Below are 16,241 nucleotides of genomic sequence, written 5' to 3'. Positions count from 1 at the left end.
GCAATACGATGGGCCCGCAGTGAACCACTACGAGGCATTGGGCGTGCCGGTCGGTGCGGGGGCTGCGGAGATCCGCCAGGCGTACCTCAGCGCGGCGCGCCGGCACCACCCCGACTTCCACGTCGATGCCGATGCCGCCACCCGGGCCCGCCACGCTCGGCAGATGGTCCTCGTCAACGAGGCCTGGGAGGTGCTGGGCCAGGCCGGCGCCCGGGAGCGCTACGACCTCAGCCTGCGCCTGCCCGTCGGCCCACCGACCGAACGGATCCGGCCCAACCGCGAGCCCGACGTGCCCGCCGGCAAGGGCTGGACGCCCCGCCGCGGCGACGACGGCTGGCAGCGCGACTTCGCCGGCTGGGCCGCCGAGGACGAGCGCCTGGCCCCCGAGGGCAGCGGCATCCGCGCCCGCAAGCACCGCGGGCTGCTGGCCATCGTGCCGGTGGCCGTGTTCGCCCTGGGCATCCTCTCCGGCTTCCTCGGCATGGTGCTCTCGTCCCGCGAGCTGCTGGCCGGCGCCTTCATCGGCATCGCCGTCTCCGCCGCCCTCTTCGTCATGCTGCCCATCATCGAGATGTCCCGAGGCCGGCACCGGGACTGACCGCCCTCGGCCGTCGGGTGGCGGGAGGCCGGGCGGGCGCAGGTACGGTCGACGCATGGCCACGTACCTGGACCGGATCCTTGCTGGGCACCGCGAGGTCGCGGCGGCGGATGGGCGGTCGGTCGGGGCGTTGATCGAGGCGGCTCGGGCGCTGGAGGGGGCGCCTCGGGGGTTCGCGGCGCGGTTGGCGGCGGCCCAGGGGTTGGGCGTGATCTCGGAGGTGAAGCGGCGGTCGCCGTCCAAGGGGGACCTGGCGCCGGACCTCGACCCAGCGCTGCTGGCCGCCGCCTACGAAGCCGGTGACGCCACCTGCCTGTCGGTGCTCACCGACGTCGACTGGTTCGGGGGGTCGCCCGAGGACCTCGCCGCGGCTCGGGCGGCGGTCGCCATCCCGGTGCTGCGCAAGGACTTCACGGTCTGCGAGGCCGACGTGTGCGACGCCCGCCTGATGGGTGCCGACGCCGTGCTGCTGATCGCCGCTGCCCTCGACGACGCCGAGCTGGCCGGGTTCCACCAGCTCGCCCTCGACCTGGGCCTCGACGCCCTCATGGAGATCCACGACGAGGCCGAGCTGGAGCGAGCCCTCGCCGTGGGCGCCACGCTCGTGGGCGTGAACCAGCGGGACCTGGTGACCTTCGAGGTCGACACCGATCGAGCCGTGCGGATGGCCCCGCAGATGCCCGAAGGGGTGATCCGCGTGGCGGAGTCGGGCGTGCGCGGCGTGCCCGACGCGACCCGGCTGGCCGAGGCGGGCTACCACGCCGTGCTGGTGGGGGAGTCGCTGGTCACCGCGGGCGACGCCACCGCCGGCGTCGCCGCCCTGCGCGCCATCGGCTGAGGCCGCACCGGGAACCGGATCGAGGCGCCGCCCGACTAGTGGGACGGCCGGTCCAACGGCCACACTGGCCTCGGAGCGCCCCTGCACATGTCCCGTCTGATCCGCCTCGTCCTCATGGTGTCGGCCCTCGTGGTGCTGCCCCTCGCCGGGTGCGGCAGCGGCGACGGCGCCAAGGCCGAGGCCAGCGGCGAGCTGCGGGTGCTCGACGCCACCGTCGAGGTGCCGCCCAACCCCACCACGGCCTCGATCCGCATGGTGGTCGACAACGGCACCGGCACCGACGACGAGCTCGTCGGCGTGGCCAGCTCGGTGGCCGACACCGTGAGCGTCCACCGCTCCGAGACCGATGCCAAGGGCCTGGCCACCATGGTGCCGGTCAAGGCGCTGAAGATCCCGGCTCGCTCGAAGGTGACCTTCGAGCCGGGCGGGCTCCACGTGATGCTGGAGGGCCTGTCGGGCTCCCTGAAGGCCGGCACCACCATCAAGCTGAAGCTCACGTTCGCCCACGCCGGCTCCCGCACCGCCACGGTGCGGGTGGTGCCCTTCGGGTCCACCACGTCCGACTCGTCCGCCCACGACATGGAGCACTGATCGCCATGACGGCTGCCCCCACCCCTCCCTGGTCGCGCCGCCGCGTGCTCGGCTTCGGCGCCGCCGGCGCCGCGGCCCTGGCGCTCGGCGCCTGCAGCCTCGACCGGGGCAGCTCGCCGGACACCGACGCCGAGCCCGAGCCCAAGGGCGACTGGTCCGGCACCCTGCTCGACCCGCCGTTCCCGAAGCCCGACTTCACCTTCACCGACGTCGACGGGAAGCCGTACCCGATCGTCGAGAAGACGAAGGGCAAGCTGACGATCCTCTTCTACGGCTACACGAACTGCCCCGACGTGTGCCCGATCACGCTGAACACGCTGGCCCGGGCCAAGGACGGCATCGGCAGCGGCCCGGGCTCGAACCCGCTGGTGCTCTTCGTGGGCGTCGACGTCGACCGGGACACCCCCGAGGTGCTCAAGACCTACCTGAACGCCATCGACCCGGAGTTCGTGGGGCTGACGCCCACCGGCAAGACCAAGGCCGAGAAGGAGGCGATGATCGTCGACTCCCTGGCGGTCATCAAGCAGGCGGCGCCCGAGATCGGCGAGCCCGACGAGGACGGCAACTACATCGTCGGGCACCCCTCGGCGGTCACCGTCTACACCGCCGACGACGTCGCCCACCGCCTGTACCCCAGCAACGTCCGCCAGTCGCAGTGGGTCAAGGACCTACCCCGCCTCGACAAGGGGACCTACACGTGAGCTGGTGGTGCTCCTCGTCGCTCAAGACGTGGACGTGGACCCCGCGGCCCTACCTGGGCTCCATCCTCATCGTCCTGTCGGTCGTCGCCCTGGCCGGCTGGTGGCTGCTCCGAGGCCGGCACCAGGACGAGCTGGTCCAGGCCCGGGCGGGCTCCCAGGCCACCGCGGCGACCGGCTCGTCGACCGGCCGGTCGTTCGCCTTCGTCCTCGGCGTGGTCGGCCTGTGGGCCTGCCTCGACTGGCCGCTCGCCACGCTGGGCGCCGGCTACCTGGCCACCGCCCAGATGATCCGCCAGATCCTCATGGTCATGGTGGTGGCGCCCCTGCTGCTGTTCTCGATGCCCGCCCCGCTCGCCGTGCGGATCTTCGGCTGGGGCAAGCGGCTCACGGTGCTGCGCTGGCTGGCCCGGCCGATCGTGGCGGTGCCCGCCGCCGCATCGATCCTGGTGGGCGTGAACGCACCGGCGTTCGTCGACTACCTCGTGAAGACGCCGTACGGCGCCTTCGCCATGGACGGGGCCTGGGTCTTCGCCGGCTTCGCGCTGTGGATGCCCGTGCAGTGCCCGCACCCGGGGGTGCGCCGCCTCACCGGCGGCGCCGGCATCACCTACCTCATCGGCCAGTCGATCGTGCCGGTGCTCCCAGGCTTCTTCATGACGTGGTCGGACTTCCCGATCTACCGCACCTACGAGCTGGCGCCTCGGGTCTTCCAGGGCTTCGACGCCGTCACCGACCAGCAGACGGCGGCCGCCGTGCTGCAGGTGGGCGGCATGGTGCTGCTCTGGGTGCAGATCTCCTACCGGTTCCTCCACTGGGCCTACGAGCAGATGGACGAGGACCGGGCCGGTCGCACCGGTGGGAAAGCGATGGCGGAGGCCGGCACCGCGACCCCCTAGCCTGACGGCGTGTTCGTGAAGATCTGCGGGATCACCCGCGAGGACGATGCGCTGCTGGCGGTGGCCATGGGCGCCGACGCGGTCGGCTTCATCTTCGCCCCGTCGAAGCGCCAGATCGCCCCGAGCATCGCCCGCGACATCGTCAAGCGGCTCCCGCCGGAGATCCTCACCGTCGGCGTGTTCCGCGACGAAGCCCCGGCCCGGGTGGTCGACATCGTCAACAGCACCGGCCTGCGGGCCGCACAGCTCCACGGCCACGAGTCGGCCGAGAGCACCCGGCTCATCCGGGCCCGGGTCCCGCTGGTCATCAAGGCCTTCCCAGCCGGCGACCGCGGCCTCGACCACGCCGCCGACTACGGCGCCGACGCGCTGCTCATCGATTCGCCCCGGCCCGGTTCGGGCGAGACGTTCGACTGGGGGCTGGCCGCGCAGCTGCCGCCGGGTCAGCGGGTGATCCTCGCCGGTGGCCTCACGCCGGAGAACGTGGCCGCCGCCATCGGCCAGGTGGGCCCGTGGGGCGTCGACGTCGCCAGCGGCGTCGAGTCCGAGCGCGGCGAGCCCGGGCAGAAGGACGCCCGCAAGGTGAAGGCCTTCATCGATGCCGCCAAGGCGGCGGTGCCGGCCGAGCACGCCGGCGCGCTGGACCCGGCCGGCAGCGTGCTGCCGTACGACTGGATGCAGGACGACGTGCTGTGAGCGCTCCCGTCCGACCCCGTGGGGTCCGGCCTCGTGGCGGCCCGCGCCGGGCGCGCTACGCCCGCCTGGCGTGGTTCGTGCGCGCGGCGAGACGGGCAGTGGCCGGTGGCCTGATGCGCCATCGCCCTGTTCGCACCCCCACACGCTGAGGAACTGCCATGTCTGATCCCGATCCCACCTCGTCCTTCATGGGCGAGCCCGACGCCGCGGGCCGCTTCGGCTCGTTCGGCGGCCGCTTCATCCCCGAGACGCTGATGCCCGCCTGCATCGAGCTCGACGCCGCCTTCCGCGACGCCTGGGCCGATCCCGAGTTCCGGGCCGAGCTCGACGGCCTCCTGCACGACTACGCCGGGCGGCCCTCGCCGCTCACCGAGTGCGGCCGGCTCTCCGAGCAGCTCGGCCTGCGCCTCCTGCTCAAGCGCGAAGACCTCAACCACACCGGCTCGCACAAGATCAACAACGTCCTCGGCCAGGCCCTGCTGACCAAGCGCATGGGCAAGGAGCGCCTCATCGCCGAGACCGGCGCCGGCCAGCACGGCGTGGCCACGGCCACGGCCGCCGCCCTCATGGGCTTCGAGTGCGTCGTCTACATGGGCGAGGTCGACATGGAGCGCCAGGCGCTCAACGTCTTCCGCATGAAGCTCCTGGGCGCCGAGGTGCGCCCGGCGTCGTCCGGCAGCCGCACGCTGAAGGACGCCGTCAACGAGGCCATGCGCGACTGGGTGGCCACCGTCGAGTCGTCGCACTACTGCCTCGGCTCGGTCATGGGCCCGCACCCGTACCCGTGGATGGTGCGCGAGCTGCACCGGGTGCTGGGCGACGAGGCCCGGGAGCAGTGCCGGGCCCTGCTCGGCGGCGCCGACCCCGACGTCGCCGTCGCCTGCGTGGGCGGCGGCTCCAACGCCGCCGGCCTCTTCGCCGGCTTCGCCGACACCGACACCCGCCTGGTGGGCGTCGAGCCCTCGGGCGGCGCCGCCATCGGCGGGGGCGTGCCCGGCGTGGTCCACGGCATGGCGTCGTACCTGAAGCAGGACGAGTGGGGCCAGGTCGAGGAGGCCCAGTCGATCTCGGCCGGGCTCGACTACCCCGGCGTCGGCCCTGAGCACGCCCACCTCTCCGAGATCGGCCGGGCCGAGTACTTCGCCGTGGACGACGACGAGGTGGTGAACGCCTTCCAGGTCCTCACCCGCACCGAGGGCATCATCCCGGCGCTCGAGCCCGCCCACGCGCTGGCCTGGGTCATCCGGGAGGCGCCGTCGCTGGCGGGCCAGACCGTGGTCCTCAACCTCTCCGGTCGGGGCGACAAGGACGTGGCCCAGATCATGGACCTGCTCAAGGGGGAGGCGAAGTGAGCACCACCGAGCCCGTCACCACCGCCACGCCGCTCCCGCCGGCCCCCACCCCCGGGCCCATGGAGGCCCGCTTCCGCACCATCCGCGACGGCGGCCGCAAGCTGCTCGTGCCGTACCTGACCGGTGGCCTCGGCCCGTGGACCGAGATCGTGCGGGCCATGGCCGACGCCGGTGCCGACGCCATCGAGGTGGGCATCCCGTTCTCGGACCCGGCCATGGACGGCCCGGTCATCCAGGAGGCATCGGAGCTGGCCCTGCGCCAGGGCACCACGCCCGGCTCGGTGTTCGCCGCCCTCCGGGGCCTCGACGCCGGCGTCCCGCTGGTGGCCATGACGTACTACAACCTCGCCTTCCACATGGGCGACGAGCGCTTCGCCGGCGAGATGGCCGAGGCCGGCTTCTCCGGCATGGTCCTGCCGGACGTGCCCATGGAGGAGCAGGAGCCGTGGCGCTCCGCGGCCGAGGCCGCCGGCATCGAGACGGTCCTGCTCGCCGGGCCCATCACGCCCGACGACCGGCTGGCCCGCATCTGCGAGCAGAGCCGGGGCTACATCTACGGCGTGAACCTCATGGGGATCACCGGGGTGCGGGCCTCGCTGGGCGAGCAGGGCGCGGTGCTGGCCCGCCGCATGAAGGCCCTCACCGACAAGCCCGTGCTCATGGGCTTCGGCGTGGCCACCCCGGAGCAGGCCGTCGAGGTCACCCAGGAGGCCGACGGCGCCATCGTCGGCACCGCCATCGTCAAGCGCATCCTCGACGGCGGCGGCCCCGACGAGCTCCACGCCTACGTCTCCTCGCTCCGCCAGGCCCTCGACGCCTCCTGAGCCTGCCCCCCCGCCTCGTCGAACCGGGCGGGGATCTCGGGGCCAGGGCCCTGGGTTTCCCGCCCGGTTCGGGCGGTGGGCCGAACTCGGCGGGGATCTGGGGGGCCCCGGCCCTGGGTCTCCCGCCGGGTTCGACCCCGCCGACCCCCCCGAACCGGGCGGGGATGTGGGGGTCAGGGCCCTTGGTTTCCCGCCCGGTTCGGGCGGTGGGCCGAACTCGGCGGGGATGTGGGGGACAGGGCCCTGGGTTTCCCGCCCGGTTCGCCACCGCCCGGCTCGGGCGGTGGCGAGGATCAGTCGGCGGAGTAGAAGCCGTTGGTGACCACCCAGACCGTGCCGCGCTTCTCGAGGTCGAACTGGATGGTGTGGTTCGTCGACCGGTCGCGGTAGAGGCAGCCGGAGGTGCCGAACTCGGCGGTGTCGCAGCCGCGGTAGGGCTGGTACGGCCCCGGGACGGCGGCGAACACGGCGTCGATGGCGGCCGGCTCGGCCACCTTGGCCGCCGCAGCGCGGTCGCCGGCCTGGAAGGCGGCGTAGAGCTGGGCGGTGGCGTCCTCGGGGGAGCCGGCGCCCACCGGCGCGGCCACGGTGGTCGTGGTGGGGGCGGTCGTGGTGGTGGGCTTCGCGGTCGTGGTGGAGCTGGCCTGCATGGTGGCGCTCTTGTCGGGCGAGGACATGGTGCCGGTCTGGTCGTCGCTGGAGCCGCTGCACCCGGCGGCGGTGCCGAGGAGCAGGAGGGCCAGCCCGGCGGTGGCGAGCAGGCGTCGGGCGGGCCGGGGAGCGGTGCGCATGGCGTCAGACCGTACCGGCGCCCGGGCCGCCGCCCCTGGTCACCTGGCGCGTGGCCGTGCGCAGGCGCCGCCCCTGGTCACCGGCCGGCTGCCTCAGCGGAGCCGGTCGAGGCCCTCGGTCAGGAAGGCGGTGGCCGCGTCCAGCGGCGAGGCGGCGGTGCGCAGGTCGTCGTAGCCGCAGACCGCGCCGAACGGGGCGTTCCAGAAGGCCGGGTCGCCCGGTCGCTCGGGGCCCCACGGGCCGACGTAGAGGTACGGCGCCTCGTGGAAGCCGTCGCCGGACGAGGCGCCCAGGCCCACCCGCCGGGGCTGGCCGGCTTCGTCGACGCCGACGACCACGTTGGTGGCCGAGTCGAGGTGCTCGGGCCAGAGCTGCGTGCGAGCGGGCTCGGCATCGGGCGGCAGCGCGGCGACCACGCGGTCGAACACCTGCCAGGCCAGGGCGTGCCAGGCGGCCAACCGGCCGATGGCACCGGGGTCGAGCACCAGCTCGGCATCGACGTCGCCGAGCGGCGGGGTGTCACCGCCCACGTCGAGCTCCCGGTCGAGGTCGGCGCCGGCGGCCTCGGCGAGCGACCGCAGGGTGGCGCCGGCGAGCGGCTGCGTGCGCGTGGGCTCGGTGCCCTCGACCACCAGGTGGGTGGGCGTGAGGCGCACGATCGAGGGACCGGGACCGAAGGCGGGCGTGCCCAGGCCGCCAGGGGTGGGCGTGAGCCCGATGTGGCCGTCGGCCTGGGAGCGGGCCCGGCTGACCACGTGGACGAGGACGTGGTGCACCACCGCCCGCTGCTCGGCGTGGTCCGGGGGGGAGGGCGGGGAGCGGCATGGTCAGGCCTCGTCGAGGTGGGCGTGCAGGAAGGCGGTGGTGCGGTCCCAGGCCAGCTCGGCGGCGGCCTCGTCGTAGGCCGCGGGCCGGTCGGATTCGGCGAACCAGTGGCCGGTGCCGGGGTAGCGGTGGAAGTCGACGGCCTTGCCGGCCAGGCGCAGCTGGGCCTCCAGGTAGTTCACGTCGTCCTCGGACTCGAACTCGTCGATCTCGGCGAAGTGGCCCTGGAAGGCGGCGTCGGCGGGGGCGAAGTCGATGTCCTGGCTGCCGTAGTAGGCCACGGCAGCGGCAACGTCGTCCGGGAAGCGGGTGGCTGCCCACAACGCCCACGAGGCGCCCATGGAGAAGCCCAGCACCGCGACGCGCCCGTCGGGCGTGGCCGGCATGGCCCGGAGCGTCGACAGCGAGCCGACCACCAGGTTGGCCGCCCGGTTGGGGTCGACCGAGGCGAGAAGGGCCTCGGCCTCGTCCGGCGTGTCGGCGGTCTGGCCCCCGCCGTGCAGGTCCGGGGCGAGGGCCACGAAGCCGGCGTCGGCCAGCCGGTCGCAGATCGAGGTGAAGAACGGGGTCAGCCCCCACCACGCATGGAGCACGAGCACGCCGGGCCCGCCGCCCGAGTCGGGCACGACCGCGTAGCCCGTGCCTGCCGATCCGTAGGGGTCGCTCATGGGGTCGACGGTAGCGGCCGCCGCCCTCGCCGCCGCCGAGCCCACCACCTCTAGCCTGGCCGGGTGACCGAACGCGAGAAGGACCCGGACTGCCCGCTGTGCGAGGCGGCGCGGATCACGCCGTGGCACCACGAGGACGACATCTGCTGGATCGCCGACTGCGAGATCTGCGCCACGCCGATGGTGGTGTGGCGGGGGCACGGCACCAACCCGCCCCAGGCCGAGCGCGACCACATGATGGCCGAGCTGGCCCGTGTGGCCACCGCCAACCTCGGCGCCCACTGGGTCGATGGCAACATGCGCAACATCCCGAACCACTTCCACGCCCACAGCCGGCCCGAGGGCGGGTTCTTCGGCCCCGGTGGCGGCCCCAAGTGACGGCCTGCTCGTGCACCGGCTGACCGAGAATCGCATCGCGAAGATCAGGGTCGAGGCCTTCACATCGCTCGTTCTCCCAGCCGCCAACAGAGTTCCATCTGAGATGTCCACGTGCTGCGAGAAGGTGGTCGACCTCCGTCGTGGGAGGAGGGGCCGCTATTCCTGCTCATTGTGCACTGCATTGAGGGAGGCAGGTCCGCGAGGGTAGGGGGACGAGCAGTTGTTAACGGCAAAAGCCTGGTTGGGGACAGTGAAGTGCTGCGGGGGACGGTCTGACTAGTGTGAGTGGTCGTGACAACCAAATCCGTTGAAGACGGCATCAGGCATTATCTCGAAACGCTGGGCCAATCAGGTCGGCCGGTTGTTGACAGGGGCGCCGTGGAAGCGTTGCGCTCGCAAATCAAGGCAGAGACTGACGTCATTGTGCGATTGAAGCTCACGGCTGCGCTCACGGAGGCTCAGGAAGGCCAGGCGCCAGACTTCTCACGTCAGCGGGCTGTGTTCATCTCTGAGGCCAAGGCCTACGCAGAGGCTGAGAACATCCCTGCGGCTGCCTGGCTGGCTGTGGGCGTGCCTGAGGAGGTGTTGAAGGAAGCTGGGATCGAAGTTCCCGCTGCGGCTTCCAAGGGCCGTGCCAAGGCTGCGTCTGGCGGCGGCGGTGCTCGCGCCCCTCGCATCCCCTACGAGGACGTGAAGAAGGCTGCCCACAAGCTGGGTAGCGGCTGGAAGGTGGCGGACCTGGCTACGGCTCTGGATCGTGAGAAGGGCACGGCTACCAACTACGTGAAGCAACTGTTGGAGAACGGTGACATCGTGGACCTGGGCGATGCGCCTGACCACGATGGGCGAGGCAGGGCACCCAAGCTCTACGGCAAGGCCTGATCTAGCTCTCTTCGCAGAACGCAAAAAAGAGCCGCCTAGTACCTGTGAGGGGTACGGGCGGCTCTTTGCGTTAGAGGGCCGTCTAGGGGCCTCTCAGCTTGCGTTGGTGAAGCTCTGTCCCGTCCGGGGTCAGTGGGCCTCAGGCTGTTACAGGCGCGGCTACACTCGTCAGAATGTCACAGGGAGCGGGAACGTGCCACAGGCGGTAGTTATTGATCCTGGCACGCCAGACCCGCAAGACAAGTGGAGGTGGTGGGATCGCGCTGAGGACTACCTCAACAGGCGTAGTGGAGTCCTAAGTGTGGTTGGTATTGCCACTGGCATTGTTGGCTTTAGGATTGGGGCGCGCGGACTTGCTATTGCTGCTGCCATCTTTGCAGTCGTTGCCATCGCGGTCTTTATCCGCTTCATTCTTTTGAAACGCAAGGAGTTCAGGGAGACACTACTGGATGAGATCAAGCGTCTAGGCTCAGATCAAGCGACAATGAACGGCAGTATACAGGCTACTGAAAAGAATACTGCGGCCCTAATCGACGGGTTTACCGCGACGCTGGCCAATCTGCCCAACACCCTTGACCAGTTGCAAGCGAACATGAGATCAGACACGAAAGATGCTCTAGAGCGTTTGCAGCAGGTCAATAGTTCTAAAGACGAAGCTCTGCGTAGCGACGTAGCAAAGGTCCTTGAAGCCCAAGAGCGAGCGGAGGCTCAACGTCAGACGGACCTGACTAGCTTAAGACTGGGGCTAGGGAACCTGAGAGCGGACGTTGCTGCGAATGGTGGCGGTGGAGGGGCGGCGCACGATGCAAAGCGATCTGCGCGACCAGACTGGCAAAGCGTTAGCGAGCCTGCCCGCGTCGCTCATAGCTGAATTCATTAGTTACACCAGCGAAAACGACGTTCTCAAGTTCCTTTTGAGAATTGGCCCTGACAACATTCCTCCATTCCTGGAAGAACTAGCTGTTAGTGCTGAGTGGGCAGGTCTATTGCCTATTGGGCAGGCTGCTCATACGAAACTAATCCGCGCTACCTGTAGACATTCCATGCTAGACAAGCTATCGCGAAACGCCAGGTTTAAACTGGGCGTCTAGGCGGCCAACCCAAGCAACGGTAAAGGTTCTGCTAGAGTCGTCAGAATGTGTGAGGGGAGCGGGACCTGTGCCTAGGTGGTTGGAGATAACGGGATTTGTGTTAACCGTTATTTCGTTGATCTTGGCGATTATTGCCCTGATCTTTCAGGATGACATTACCAAGTGGAAGAACGTGCGGAGGGAGAAACGACAGAAGATTAAAGAGGGTAAGGATGCTCAGTACGCTGCCCTACTGAACGAATACCGCTCAGACCACGAACTGTATATTACTCAACAAATCCGCACCCTGATGCTCCTACCGCTTCCGCTGCTCACGGGCACGGTGATGTTTATCTTCTTAGGCGGCTTGCTTGGGGCTGGAGAGCTCCACGCTGTTGGCAAGGCCCTAAGCATCTTTGCTGTCATCATAGCTTGGGTGTGCATTCTCAGCATTGGGCGAACCATTGGGCGAGCCAATAACCTCCACGCGGGAGTAATGCGCGATGGCGCTTGGAAGCGGGAGCCAAAGGAACTGACGTTGTATCAGAGCCTTGACAGGAAGCTGGATGCTCTCGCTAAACAGGTCGTGCGACCGTCAGAGCTAGACACGCATCTGAGCGAAATTAGTGCAGCAAACTACGTCGACGCTACGCCAATGAACCAGAGCCTATTGAGGGCGGAGTTTTTGACAATTGTAGCGCAGGGCAACATTAGGAAGATGGAGAGGTTCATAGGAAGCCTTGGGCCCCTTAGTGTGTTGGTGTTCCTAGAGGATTTGGCATTAAGTGGCAGATTCAAGGCTGCCCCGCCAGAACTTAAGGCGAATCTACGCACCTTCTTGCGGACTACCTTGCCGTCATCTGTCAAGGCTGGCTTGTCGCGTCCCGCGTTGGATGCGTTGAGCCTGGCTGGCTAGCGGCCTACCCAAGTAACGGCAAAGTGCTGTAGCTGGCAGGTAAGTGCTCCGCCTGAGGTTTGTCTAGTACGTACCTCTAGGTAGTCGCCTGCTATGAACGTGAAGGTCCAAGAGCCGTTTAGGGCTGTGTTGTTGTTCGCGCTCATGGGTGAGCTTGGGTAGTTGAGAGTCTTAAGAGTGATGCCATTGATGAGGCACTCTAGGAACCTGTGGCCTGTGGCGTTGGCAGTCCACTCAACGATTGTCTCCATGCGGTACAGCCCTGCTACGGGAATGACTATCTGAGACGTGTTTGTTACGGTGCTGTGCATAGCGGCATTGTCATAGACTTCGCCATCCGCAGTCATGGCAACGAGGGTGTTGTTGGCTGTGGATTGTGCGGTCGTGGCATACACAACGCATGACGGCGGGCTTACTAGAAACTCGTCATTGTCTCTGATTTGATCGCCCCACGCTGACGTAACGGTTACGCCTGGTGCTGGGTTGAGGATGGGTTGTAAGTCTGAGTACGCCAAGTGCTATCCGCCTTAGTGTGAGAATGGTTTGTTATCGAAGGTGCCAGAGTCAAAGATCATGTAGGAGCGCAGGTCAGCAGGAGAGAGTCGTAGCTCTAGCTCCACTGAGTCTGTTCTGATGTTCCAGTTGATGCCTTCTACGATCTGCGTAGACGTGATGGCTATGCCTACGTTCTGCGGCTTACGCACTACAGACACCTTGTCGCCTACGTCTATCGTCGAGATCGTGGAGGTTGCGCCTGTGATCTGTAGGCCATAGATGCGCGTATGTGGGTCCTTGTAGCGATCTAGGACGCACTGATGACTCCGAGGGCTTGCGGTGGAGCCCGTCAGGGTCCCAAGCCACTAGGGCCGTGACTGAGCCGCTAGCGATGGCAGCGCACAGGGCCTCGTAGTCAGGCTTGCGCTTGCGTCCTGGGGCTGAGATGGCGTTGTCTGGGTACCGCTGGGTGATCTGCCAGCCGTTGCGCTCCACTAGGGCCTCACACTCCTGGGTCTGGCGTTCGATTGCCGCTCCTAGACCCATAGGGTCTGAGGACCGACGGACGTAGATCGCTACTCCTGATGAGGAATGGAGCTGCTGAGGAATGGTCACACAGAGACTCCTAGAAGTGGCTCTGACCTGGGCTTTCTTCCACGCCCACAGCCGGCCCGAGGGCGGGTTCTTCGGCCCCGGTGGCGGCCCCAAGTGACGGCCCGGCCGTGAGCGACCCCGTCACCTTCGTCGTCCGCACCGCCTTCCACGCCGAGGGCCACGGCACCGTCGTGGCCGGCGTGCTGGCCGAGGGCGAGCTGCAGCTGGGCGACCCGCTCGAGTGGGCTCGCGGCGATGCCGCCCGCCTCACCCGCGTCGTCGGCCTGGCCGAGCTGCAGCAGGACCCGCCGCTCGACCCACCGCTGAGCGGGGTGCTCGTCGAAGGGTTGGAGCCGGCCGACTTCGCCCCTGGCGACCTCCTGCGCACCCCCACCGGCGCGGCCACGACCGAGCCCGGACCGGGGGGGACGGGCGCCGCTGGCCCTGGCCGTCGACGGACCGGAGGTCAACGTCTTCGAGGCGGTCGGTGGCCGACCGTTCTTCGACCGGGTGGTCGAGCGCTTCTACGCCGGCGTCGAGACCGACCCGGTCCTGCGGCCGCTCTACCCCGACGACCTCACCGAGTCGGTCCGCAACACCGCCGGCTTCCTGGCCCAGTACTGGGGCGGGGGCACCGAGCAGTACTCCGACGAACGAGGGCACCCACGCCTGCGGATGCGCCACGGCCACGTGGCCATCGACACGGCCGGACGGGACCGCTGGGTCCACCACATGACCGAAGCGGTGCACGCAGAGCACCTGGCGCCGGAGCTGGAGGCGAAGCTGCTGGCGTACTTCGAGATGGGCGCCACGGCCATGGTCAACCACGACGGCTGAGCCCGGACCAGCGGCGGCGCCGGGCGCCGCATCGCTTGGCTACGGTGCACGCCATGGCTGATGCTCCCGCTGCTGGTGACCGCGCCCCCGCCTTCAACCTGGCCGACCAGAAGGGCGACAAGCTGCGGCTGTCGAGCTTCAAGGGCCGCAAGGTGCTCGTGTACTTCTACCCGAAGGCCGACACGCCCGGCTGCACCACCCAGTCCTGCGGCCTGCGTGACATCGCCGACGACATCGGCGACACCGTGATCATCGGCATCAGCCCGGACCTCCCGCCCAAGCTGGCCAAGTTCGACGAGAAGCACGGCCTGGGCTTCACCCTCCTGTCCGATCCCGAGCACGCCACGGCCGAGGCCTACGGCGTGTGGGGCGAGAAGAGCATGTACGGCAAGAAGTACATGGGCATCGTGCGCTCGGCGTTCCTGATCGACGAGCAGGGCAAGGTCGCCGCTGCCTGGCCCAAGATCAGCCCGAAGGACACGCCCAAGAACCTGCTGCGCGCCCTCGCCGGCGACTGAACCGCTGCCGGGGCCGGGCGGGGTCGCCGCCTAGGCTGACCAGCGCAGTCCACCCGCCCGGGTGGCGGAATGGCAGACGCGGCTGACTCAAACTCAGCTGTCCGAAAGGGCGTGCGGGTTCGAATCCCGCTCCGGGCACCAGGCGCGTCAGCGGCCTTCGGCGAGGGCGGCGGCGATGGCTTCGGCCCGGTCGTGGCCGGGGAGGTCGTCCAGGGGGACCGGCAGGGGGATGCGCCAGTTCGGGTGCTCGTCGACGGTGCCCGGGAGGTTGGGGCGGTGCTCGGCACCGAGCAGGTCGTCGAGGGTGGCGGTCACCAGCACCGACGGGGCTTCGGCCAGCCGGCGGTGCGCGGCGAGCACCACCTGCTCCACCGAGGCCGAGTCGTCGACGTGGCCGGCGGCGCGGAGGTGGTGGCGCATCTCCTCGTCGCCGTCGGCCGGCACGGTCACCCCGGCGGCGTGCTGGTCGGCCAGGTCGACGCCGGTCCAGACGCCGGCCACCGTCGGCAGGTCGTGGGTGGACACGGCGGCCATGGCCTGGCGGGGCCAGGTGGCCGGCGGCTCGTCCTCGAACCACAGCAGGCGGGTGGAGAGGACGCCGGCGTCGGCCAGCACCTCGCGCACGCCCGGCTCGACGGTGCCGAGGTCCTCGCCGATGACGAGGGCGCCGGCCCGCACGCTCTCCAGCGCCACGACGTCGAGCAGCTCCTTGCCGTGGAAGCGGACGTAGGCGCCGTCGGCCGCGCCCATGGTGGGCGGGATCCACAGCAGGCGGAACAGGCCCATGACGTGGTCGATGCGCAGGCCACGCGCGTGGCGGGCCACGGCGCGGATGGTGCGGGCGAAGGGCTGGTACCCGGCGTCGCGCAGCTTCCACGGCACGAAGGGCGGCAGCCCCCAGTCCTGGCCGTCGGGGCCGAGCAGGTCCGGTGGGGCGCCGACGCGCACGCCCTCGGCCAGCAGGTCCTGCCACTGCCAGGCGTCGGCCCCACCGGCGTCGAAGCCCACCGCCAGGTCGGCCACCACCACGTCGGCGGCGCCGCTGGCGCGCAGCTGCTCGTCGAGCAGCCACTGGAGCCAGGCCCAGAAGCCCACCTCGCGCTCGTGGGTGGCGGCGTAGCGCTGCACGGCGGGCGAGCCCGGCTCCTGGTGGCCGGCGGGCCAGCCGTGCCAACCGGTGCCGTGGTGGTCGACGAGGGCGCAGTACGTGGCCCAGGTGGCCAGGTCCTCTCCCTGCTCGTAGCGGTAGCGGTCGAACGCCGGGTCGCCGCCGAACCGGTCCCACAGCTGCTCGAGCGCGCCGCGCTTGTGGGCCCACACCGCGGTGCGGTCGATGCGAGCCCCGTCCGACAGGGCCCGGCCGGTGGCCACGAGGGCGGCGAGGTCCGGCAGCGCGTCGGCGCCGGGGACGTCCTCGATGGTGAGGTAGAGCGGGTCGCGCCAGCGGCGGGAGCTGGGGGAGTACGGGCTGTTGGGCTGCAGGGCCACGGGGTCGGGCGTGCAGCGGGTTGAGGCCCACCACGCCTGCGCCCCGCTCGGTGGCCCAGTCGACCAGCCGGCGCAGGTCGGCGAGGTCGCCGATGCCCCAGCTGGCGCTCGACCGGGCGGCGTAGAGCTGGGCCGTGACCCCCCCAGGTCCGCAGGTCTGCGGGCAGGGCGGACCGACCCGGCGACACGATCAGGTGCTCCACCGCCGGGCCGTGGACGGTCTCCTGCTCCAAGCGGTGGTAGCCGAGCGGGAGGTCCGGCGGGGTGGCGCCGTCGACCACG

19 protein-coding genes and 1 tRNA gene are annotated in these 16,241 nt (G+C 69.6%); 15 read left to right on the top strand and 5 right to left on the bottom strand.

The features are described from left to right. Window positions 1-19: 19 nt before the first annotated feature. From KSP35_RS07060 to trpA, 8 genes are all read left to right on the top strand, one after another. Window positions 20-598, top strand: a complete 579-nt coding sequence (locus KSP35_RS07060) for a J domain-containing protein (RefSeq protein ID WP_217000349.1) — start codon at window positions 20-22, stop codon at window positions 596-598. A gap of 55 nt (window positions 599-653) precedes the next feature. Beyond that, window positions 654-1,436 (top strand): indole-3-glycerol-phosphate synthase, encoded by a 783-nt coding sequence (locus KSP35_RS07055; protein ID WP_217000347.1) that lies wholly within the window; start codon window positions 654-656, stop codon window positions 1,434-1,436. Window positions 1,437-1,523: 87 nt separating this feature from the next. Further along, entirely contained in the window at window positions 1,524-2,027 is a 504-nt protein-coding gene (locus tag KSP35_RS07050) for a copper chaperone PCu(A)C (RefSeq protein WP_217000345.1), read from the top strand. 5 nt (window positions 2,028-2,032) lie between these two features. Beyond that, window positions 2,033-2,728, top strand: coding sequence for an SCO family protein (locus KSP35_RS07045; protein WP_217000343.1), 696 nt, complete (start codon window positions 2,033-2,035; stop codon window positions 2,726-2,728). Then, window positions 2,725-3,624 (top strand): cytochrome c oxidase assembly protein, encoded by a 900-nt coding sequence (locus tag KSP35_RS07040; RefSeq protein ID WP_217000341.1) that lies wholly within the window; start codon window positions 2,725-2,727, stop codon window positions 3,622-3,624. The genes KSP35_RS07045 and KSP35_RS07040 overlap by 4 nt, the downstream gene beginning before the upstream one ends. 9 nt (window positions 3,625-3,633) lie before the next feature. After that, a complete protein-coding gene (locus tag KSP35_RS07035) occupies window positions 3,634-4,320 on the top strand; it encodes a phosphoribosylanthranilate isomerase (protein WP_217000339.1) in 687 nt (228 codons plus the stop codon). A gap of 158 nt (window positions 4,321-4,478) precedes the next feature. Then, a complete protein-coding gene (gene trpB, locus KSP35_RS07030) occupies window positions 4,479-5,672 on the top strand; it encodes a tryptophan synthase subunit beta (protein ID WP_254127025.1) in 1,194 nt (397 codons plus the stop codon). Beyond that, window positions 5,669-6,496 (top strand): tryptophan synthase subunit alpha, encoded by an 828-nt coding sequence (trpA, locus tag KSP35_RS07025; RefSeq protein WP_254127024.1) that lies wholly within the window; start codon window positions 5,669-5,671, stop codon window positions 6,494-6,496. Before trpB ends, trpA begins: the two co-directional genes overlap by 4 nt. 293 nt (window positions 6,497-6,789) lie before the next feature. Here the strand turns inward: trpA and KSP35_RS07020 are convergent, their stop codons facing one another. The 3 genes from KSP35_RS07020 to KSP35_RS07010 all read right to left on the bottom strand — a co-directional run bounded on the left by KSP35_RS07020 (window position 6,790) and on the right by KSP35_RS07010 (window position 8,781). Beyond that, window positions 6,790-7,287, bottom strand: a complete 498-nt coding sequence (locus KSP35_RS07020; protein WP_217000338.1) for a hypothetical protein — start codon at window positions 7,285-7,287, stop codon at window positions 6,790-6,792. 93 nt (window positions 7,288-7,380) lie between these two features. After that, on the bottom strand, window positions 7,381-8,067 hold the full coding sequence (locus KSP35_RS07015; RefSeq protein WP_217000336.1) for a hypothetical protein: 687 nt from the start codon (window positions 8,065-8,067) through the stop codon (window positions 7,381-7,383). 48 nt (window positions 8,068-8,115) lie between these two features. After that, window positions 8,116-8,781, bottom strand: a complete 666-nt coding sequence (locus KSP35_RS07010) for a dienelactone hydrolase family protein (RefSeq protein ID WP_217000334.1) — start codon at window positions 8,779-8,781, stop codon at window positions 8,116-8,118. A gap of 63 nt (window positions 8,782-8,844) precedes the next feature. Here KSP35_RS07010 and KSP35_RS07005 point away from each other — a divergent pair, with 63 nt between their 5' ends. From KSP35_RS07005 to KSP35_RS06990, 4 genes are all read left to right on the top strand, one after another. Then, a complete protein-coding gene (locus tag KSP35_RS07005) occupies window positions 8,845-9,159 on the top strand; it encodes a hypothetical protein (protein WP_217000332.1) in 315 nt (104 codons plus the stop codon). Window positions 9,160-9,450: 291 nt separating this feature from the next. Then, on the top strand, window positions 9,451-10,041 hold the full coding sequence (locus tag KSP35_RS07000; RefSeq protein ID WP_217000330.1) for a hypothetical protein: 591 nt from the start codon (window positions 9,451-9,453) through the stop codon (window positions 10,039-10,041). Between the two features lie 301 nt (window positions 10,042-10,342). Beyond that, the gene (locus KSP35_RS06995) at window positions 10,343-10,912 is read left to right on the top strand and encodes a hypothetical protein (RefSeq protein ID WP_217000322.1); all 570 of its coding nucleotides are present in this window, start codon (window positions 10,343-10,345) and stop codon (window positions 10,910-10,912) included. A gap of 317 nt (window positions 10,913-11,229) precedes the next feature. Then, entirely contained in the window at window positions 11,230-12,027 is a 798-nt protein-coding gene (locus KSP35_RS06990) for a hypothetical protein (RefSeq protein ID WP_217000320.1), read from the top strand. A 696-nt stretch (window positions 12,028-12,723) separates the two neighbouring features. Here the strand turns inward: KSP35_RS06990 and KSP35_RS25660 are convergent. Next, window positions 12,724-13,068: a recombinase family protein gene (locus KSP35_RS25660; RefSeq protein ID WP_371748961.1), complete on the bottom strand. Its 345-nt coding sequence runs from the start codon at window positions 13,066-13,068 to the stop codon at window positions 12,724-12,726. A 558-nt stretch (window positions 13,069-13,626) separates the two neighbouring features. Here KSP35_RS25660 and KSP35_RS06980 point away from each other — a divergent pair. From KSP35_RS06980 to KSP35_RS06970, 3 genes are all read left to right on the top strand, one after another. Further along, window positions 13,627-13,953, top strand: a complete 327-nt coding sequence (locus KSP35_RS06980; protein ID WP_254127023.1) for a globin — start codon at window positions 13,627-13,629, stop codon at window positions 13,951-13,953. A 53-nt stretch (window positions 13,954-14,006) separates the two neighbouring features. Further along, complete coding sequence (gene bcp / locus KSP35_RS06975; RefSeq protein WP_217000316.1) at window positions 14,007-14,471, top strand: thioredoxin-dependent thiol peroxidase; 465 nt, start codon at window positions 14,007-14,009, stop codon at window positions 14,469-14,471. A 55-nt stretch (window positions 14,472-14,526) separates the two neighbouring features. After that, a tRNA-Leu gene (locus KSP35_RS06970) sits at window positions 14,527-14,612 on the top strand. 6 nt (window positions 14,613-14,618) lie between these two features. Here KSP35_RS06970 and malQ read toward each other — a convergent pair. Continuing rightward, window positions 14,619-15,959: a 4-alpha-glucanotransferase gene (malQ, locus tag KSP35_RS06965; protein WP_254127022.1), complete on the bottom strand. Its 1,341-nt coding sequence runs from the start codon at window positions 15,957-15,959 to the stop codon at window positions 14,619-14,621. Window positions 15,960-16,241: the final 282 nt, after the last annotated feature.

The sequence above is a fragment of the Aquihabitans sp. G128 genome, assembly GCF_019048865.1.
Lineage (GTDB): Bacteria > Actinomycetota > Acidimicrobiia > Acidimicrobiales > Iamiaceae > Aquihabitans.
Note: the sequence above shows the minus strand (reverse complement) of the source record. Positions and strands in the feature narration are given on the sequence as shown.